This is a genomic window from Gammaproteobacteria bacterium (genome assembly GCA_013696315.1).
Taxonomy (GTDB): Bacteria; Pseudomonadota; Gammaproteobacteria; order JACCYU01; family JACCYU01; genus JACCYU01.
In genome coordinates this window covers 1-4,909 of record JACCYU010000256.1, presented here as the reverse complement: position 1 = coordinate 4,909, position 4,909 = coordinate 1, and the positions used below count along the sequence as shown (strand labels likewise).

The following is a 4,909-nucleotide window of genomic DNA, read 5'->3' as shown; positions in this document are numbered from 1 at the left end:
GCACACCGACCTCGGTCTGAGCGACGATCAGGTCGGCGAGGCAGGGTCGCTGTTTCATATACGGCGCATGCGGATTCCGGAAAAAGGGCAGGCGGAGTTCATCGAGGGTACGCCGGCCGAACAGTCCGCGCGACTTGCCGAGATCATCAACGAACTGAGAGGCGCTTGACTATGGGCGGAATAATCGTTGTCGCGGAACACCGCCGGGGCGAGCTGAACCCGGCGAGCCTGGAGACAATTACGGCGGCCAGGCGGCTTAAGCAGGCAAAAGAGCAGCCGATCGCGGTTTTGGTGATGGCCAAAGACCTGGACCAGTATGTAGCCCAGCTCAAGATCGACGGCGTGGACGAGGTAATCAAGGCAGTCATCCCAACGGACCACTTTCAGGCGGACATCTATGCGGCGACGCTTCAGGCGCTGATGCGCGAACGCAAATCGAGCGTGGTTTTAGTGCCGCACAGTGTCGATGCCTGGGGCTACGTGCCTGCGGTAGCCGCGCGCGAAATGTGCGGTTGTGCGACCGACGTGTTCGACTTCAAGTATGAAGGCGACGAACTGATCGCAACCCGGGCCGGCTACGCCGAGAAAATCCATGTGGAGGTCGATTTTCCAGGCAAAGAGACCGTGCTGCTGACGGTGCGCGGGAACACGTTTGAGCCTGCGGAGGGCCAGGGCGATCCGCAGGTCAGCAGTTTCGAAGCGCCGGAAACCAGGGCGCGCACGGAGCACATCCGCTATATCGAACCCGACTCCGCCGGCGACGTGGACATCGCGCAGGCCGAATACATGCTATCCATCGGCCGCGGCATCGGCGACGAAGAAAACGTCGAGCAGTTTCAGGAACTGGCGGACCTCGTCGGCTTCACCCTGGGATGTTCGCGCCCGATCGCGGACAACGGCTGGCTGCCCAAGTCGCGTCAGGTCGGGCAGTCCGGCAAGACGGTAGGCAGCTGCAAGGTCTATATCGCGATGGGGATTTCGGGTTCCGTGCAGCACATGGCGGGCATGAAACACGTGTCGAACATCATCGCCGTCAACACCGATCGGGAGGCATCGATATTCAACATCGCGCGCTACGGCGTGGTGGCGAATATCTTCGATATCGCCGACGAACTGAAAAACCACTTTCAATAAACGGCGTCGTGCGCCGCAGTGTGTCGATTGGGAATCGTCAAGGTTTGCCGAAGGCTGATGTCATATCGCCCAGATACCGGGCGCTTTGAGCGGAATCATCCGCGGCCTTGGGGCCGCTCTAACTAGCCGATGTTCAATCTCACGAGGTCTATGCTAGTCTGACCGAAGGCAAAAACCTCAAGGCTAAGCCTATGCTGGCAAGTGGCTATGTGCGATTGCACCACGGCGCGGCGGTGCTGGCCTTCTACCATCAGATCAAGTCGAATCGCCGCGCCTATCTGTTCACGACGCTGATAATTTTAGCCATGATCGCAATCGGGAGCAGCGTTCTCGACGCGTGGCTTTACAGTAGCGCTCGACCTGCCGCAGTAACCAGTCATGTCCCGAACGCTATCCACTATGCCGCACTGCTGGCGTTGCTGGTGACGGCGATCATGCTGCGCAGAACAGGCAGGACACAAGACGCCGCGCCGCTGCGAGGCGAAGACGAAGAGCGACACGCGCAGGCGGCGCGTCCCGAAGCTTCGCGCGGGGAGCTTTCAGCGCAGACTGACCAGACTCTGGCGTTACTACAGACTGTCCTGGCCGGATTTGTAGACAATCCGCAATCACCGGAATCGTTCCAGCTTCTGCTGCGTGAAATCGAGCGCCTGATTGGCGCCAATTGCAGCGCGATATTTATCTTCAACGACTTTGACACTCATGGCTTACCGCTGGCGTGCACCGATCCCGCGGAGCGCGACGGCTTCGTGGACCTGGTGCGGGAGCGAGTGCCCACGTCGGGTTTGAACGATCTGGAGGCGATCCTGACCCTGGCCGATCCGCCGCACCCTGGCACGCAGATCATTGCTGTCCTGCTGACTGCGAGTGACGGGGTAAAGAAAGGGCTGCTGCTGGTCAAGAGGCAATCCACGCTGCTTTTGACTAGCGCGGAGACGGCGCTTCTCGCCGGGGTGGGCAAGCATCTTGCGGCGATCATCTGCAGCGCGCAGCGCGCCCGGCTTAACCGGCGCGTGGCGCTATGCGAGGAGCGCGCCGTCATCGCGCGCGAGCTGCATGACTCGTTGGCCCAGTCATTGACTTACCTCAAGATCCAGACCAGCAGATTGCAGAGCCTGCTGCAGTCCAGCCGGGAGATTCCGACCTTGAATCATGCGGACGCCGACGCAGTCTTGCAGGAGTTACGCACCAGTCTGAATCTGGCCTATCGTCAGCTGCGGGAGCTCATTACAACCTTCCGCCTGACCATGAATGGCCGGACACTCGGTCAGGCGCTTAAGGATTCGGTGGAGGAGTTTGAAAATCTGAGCAGTGTTGCGTTCACGCTGGACAATCGCGTGCCCGACGGTCTGCTGTCGGTAGATGAAGAGATGCACATATTGCAGATCGTGCGTGAGTGCGTGTGTAACGTCGTTCGTCACGCGCAGGCCAGACGCGCCGATGTTTCGCTGTGCACGGACGGGTCTGGCGTCGTGCGTGTCACGGTCGACGACGATGGCGTAGGCATGGATCAACCGCATAGCCCTGACCAGCATTACGGACTGGTGATCGTGCAGCAGCGCGCCCACGGTCTGGGGGGCGACATGCGCGTGCTGCGCAGTCCGGACGGCGGTACGCGGATTTGCGTGAGCCTCCCACCACTTGGCGCAACCCCGGGCTCAGCGCAACCGCATCCACTCGCGGATCAGATGCGGCCATGAACGATGTTGAGACACAGTCTGTGCTCATCATTGACGATCACCCCTTGTTTCGAAAAGGTGTGGCGCAGCTTCTGGCCATGGCGCCTGAATTCGCGATCGTCGGCGAGGCCGCTTCGGGGCAGGAAGGCATCGATCTGGCGTTCGCCACACGACCTGACCTGATCCTGCTTGATCTCAACATGCGCGACATGAACGGCGTCCAGACACTCTCCGCGCTCAAAGAAGCCGACCTGAACTCACTTGTTATTATCCTGACGGTATCAAACGCGAGCGAGGATTTGATCGCAGCCTTGCGCAGTGGGGCTGATGGTTACCTGCTCAAGGACATGGAACCCGAAGTATTGCTAGCCAAACTGCGTAGTGCCGTCAGGGGACAGGTGGTGCTCGATCAATCCGTGGCCGGCATGCTCGCGCACGCACTGTGCGAGGATAACCGCGCGCGTCCAGTGGCTGACGCAAACCTCACGGAGCGGGAACATGAGATCCTGGAACTGCTTGCGGCAGGCATGAGCAACAAGTTAATTGCGCGCAGACTGCACATCGGCGATGGCACCGTGAAGGTGCACGTCAAGAACTTGCTGCGCAAACTGAACCTGCGCTCGCGGCTGGAAGCCGCCGTGTGGGTGTTGGGCCGGGAAAAAAGATAGCTTTGCGCGCTGCCGGCTTCCCGCGCGCGCATCACTCGGCGCAGGCCGACGACAGGAAGACGGCGAGACTATCCCCAAAGGTTTACCTCTTGTGCGGCATTGGCAATCCACGGAATCGGCGCACGATAGGTGCTCGATCTTCAGTGACGTGCGTGGCATTGCGTCCCCGTTGCCTCTGTAAAGCACGTCGTTTCTGTTGAGCAGGTGTCGCGGGCGTGGGCCCTGCGTGCGCGCTGCCGCAAGCGCGCCCTTCCAGGTCATGCACCCGTAGGTTGTGGACCCAGGATATGAACTTGTAGCTGTGTGATGGGCGGTTGGGGGAAGCGTGCTGGGCAAATTTCGAGGTGGCCTCCGGGCAGGCTTGGCAACGACTGCGGGTAACTGCTCTCAGTCAGATTACCGCGACCTGGTGCGCAGTCAGTGGCGCGTCTTGCTCCGCACCGATCCCTGGGGCGTCCTGACCTTTCTGAGCCCGAACTGGCACAGGCTCACGGGCTTCGGTGCGCGTGAGAGCATCGGCGTCCCACTGTCTGATTACGCACATCCTGAAGATCGCGCTCGCTGCCAGGCGTATATCGCACTGCTTGCTACGCTGCCGGCCGAGGAAGAGGCAATCATGGACCTTCGATGCCTGCACAGGGATGGCGGTTCACGCTGGATTGAAATACGCGCCCATCCGACTTTCGCCCACCACGACCCGAGTGTTGTCGTCGAGATGGCCGGCGCCGCGAGCGACATCACCGGACGCGTCAAAAGCGAGCAGCTGCGGGGTGCCAACCAGCGGTCCCTGGAGAGCCTGATCGGTAACCTGCCGGTCATGGTTTATCGCTGTCGCAATGATCACGACTGGACAATGGATTACGCGAGCACTGGCAGTGTGGCGCTGACTGGCTATTCGCCGGAAGACATCGTCAACAACAAAACGCTGCCCTATGCGCGCCTCATTCACACTTATGATCGCCAGCGAATCTGGAATGAAGTGCAGAGCGCGCTGGGAGACAACCGGCCGTTCGATGTTGAGTATCGGCTTATCACCCGGGGGAATAAGGAAAAGTGGGTGAGGGAACAGGGCAAAGGGATCTTTTCCACCAACGGAGACCTGCTCGGGATCGAGGGCTATATCGTGGACATCAGCAAGAGCAAACTTGCTGAGCGACGACTTACGCGCCGGTCCCTGTACGATTCCAGGACCGGGCTGCCGAACGTGGCGCTCTTCGTGGATCGCCTGCAATGCGCGGTCAGCAAGTGCGCGGGTACTCACGATTGTTCATTTATCCTGGTATTGCTGGAGCTGGATCGGTTCGCGGATCTGCAATCGAAATACGGAGACGCGCTCGCGAATCGCGTCGCCGCTGAGACCAGCCGCCGTCTGCTGGAAATCCTGGATTCTCACAGCACGTTGTCGCGCATGACGCAAAAGCGCTTCGG

At 60.3% G+C, this 4,909-nt stretch carries 5 protein-coding genes; all 5 read left to right on the top strand.

What is annotated here, in order from left to right; all coding sequences use genetic code 11:
- On the top strand, window positions 1-169 hold a 169-nt coding region (locus H0V34_14715), incomplete at its 5' end, for an electron transfer flavoprotein subunit beta (GenBank protein ID MBA2492875.1).
- Between the two features lie 2 nt (window positions 170-171).
- Window positions 172-1,134: an electron transfer flavoprotein subunit alpha/FixB family protein gene (locus H0V34_14710; GenBank protein ID MBA2492874.1), complete on the top strand. Its 963-nt coding sequence runs from the start codon at window positions 172-174 to the stop codon at window positions 1,132-1,134.
- A gap of 191 nt (window positions 1,135-1,325) precedes the next feature.
- A complete protein-coding gene (locus H0V34_14705) occupies window positions 1,326-2,834 on the top strand; it encodes a hypothetical protein (protein MBA2492873.1) in 1,509 nt (502 codons plus the stop codon).
- Complete coding sequence (gene narL, locus H0V34_14700) at window positions 2,831-3,481, top strand: two-component system response regulator NarL (GenBank protein ID MBA2492872.1); 651 nt, start codon at window positions 2,831-2,833, stop codon at window positions 3,479-3,481. The genes H0V34_14705 and narL overlap by 4 nt, the downstream gene beginning before the upstream one ends.
- Before the next feature lie 409 nt (window positions 3,482-3,890).
- Window positions 3,891-4,909: PAS domain-containing protein (locus H0V34_14695; GenBank protein ID MBA2492871.1), on the top strand; the 1,019-nt coding region annotated here is incomplete at its 3' end.

Excerpts from the sequence above, each read along its gene's own strand:
- narL (MBA2492872.1), top strand. The coding sequence starts at position 2,831 with ATGAACGATGTTGAGACACAGTCTGTGCTCATCATTGACGATCACCCC.
- H0V34_14710 (MBA2492874.1), top strand. The coding sequence starts at position 172 with ATGGGCGGAATAATCGTTGTCGCGGAACACCGCCGGGGCGAGCTGAAC.
- H0V34_14705 (MBA2492873.1), top strand. The coding sequence starts at position 1,326 with ATGCTGGCAAGTGGCTATGTGCGATTGCACCACGGCGCGGCGGTGCTG.